Here is a 1,168-nt window from a genome sequence, read left to right as displayed (position 1 = left end):
CTCGAACCGTTGGATTCGGTGATTTCCGAAACCACGCGGATGGTGTACGGGAACACGTCAGCGGCTGGCAGCATGGCCGAAACCGAACGACGGGCCAGACGGCCGTGACCGATTTCACGACGACCAGCACCACCCATGCGACCACACTCACCTACCGAGAACGGAGGGAAGTTGTAGTGCAGCATGAACGGGTCTTTTTTCTCGCCTTCCAGGGTGTCCAGCAGTTGTGCGTCACGGGCAGTACCCAGAGTCGCGACTACCAGAGCCTGGGTTTCACCACGGGTGAACAGCGCCGAACCGTGAGTCTTCGGCAGAACGCCGACTTCGATGTTCAGCGGACGTACGGTTTTGGTGTCGCGACCGTCGATACGTGGCTTGCCGTTGACGATGTTTTCGCGAACGGTGCGGTATTCGATTTCGCCGAAGGCAGCTTTGACTTCGCTGGACGAAGGCTGGCCTTCTTCACCGGACAGCTTGGCAACCACCTGATCCTTCAACTCACCCAGGCGAGCGTAACGGTCGGCCTTGATGGTGATGGTGTAAGCCTGGGAGATCGCGTCGCCGAACTCGGCACGGATAGCGCCCAGCAGTTCGGTGGCTTCTGGAGCCGGAGCCCAGTTCCAGGTTGGCTTGGCAGCTTCAGCGGCCAGTTCCTTGACAGCGTTGATCACAACCTGGAATTCGTCGTGAGCAAACAGTACCGCGCCCAGCATCTGGTCTTCGGTCAGCTCTTTGGCTTCCGATTCAACCATCAGCACGGCGTCCGAAGTACCGGCAACGACCATGTCCAGGCTCGAAGCAGCTTGCTGCTCGTAAGTCGGGTTCAGCAGGTAGCCGGTGCTTTCGTGGAAAGCAACGCGAGCGGCGCCGATCGGGCCGTCGAACGGGATGCCCGAGATGGCCAGGGCAGCCGAGGTACCGATCATCGCAGCGATGTCCGGATCGGTCTTCTTGCTGGTGGAAACGACGGTGCAGACAACCTGCACTTCGTTCATGAAGCCTTCTGGGAACAGCGGACGGATCGGACGGTCGATCAGTCGGGAAGTCAGGGTTTCTTTCTCGGAAGGACGGCCTTCACGCTTGAAGAAACCGCCAGGGATGTCGAATTCAGTCGATTGCGAATCTATCGTTACGACTCGACCGATATCTGGTGTTTCGCCCAGCCAGG

Annotated in this window: 1 protein-coding gene; it reads right to left on the bottom strand. The window is 59.2% G+C overall.

The annotated features are described in order from the left end of the window. Positions 1 to 1,168 (bottom strand): polyribonucleotide nucleotidyltransferase (locus ACIP1X_RS29075; RefSeq protein ID WP_400756001.1); only part of this gene is annotated, 1,168 nt, incomplete at both ends.

The sequence above is a fragment of the Pseudomonas sp. NPDC088885 genome, from assembly GCF_044750025.1.
In the GTDB taxonomy this organism is placed as follows: Bacteria; Pseudomonadota; Gammaproteobacteria; order Pseudomonadales; family Pseudomonadaceae; genus Aquipseudomonas; species Aquipseudomonas rustica.
The sequence above is the reverse complement of the archived record's forward strand: the minus strand, read 5'-3'. Positions and strand labels throughout refer to the sequence as shown.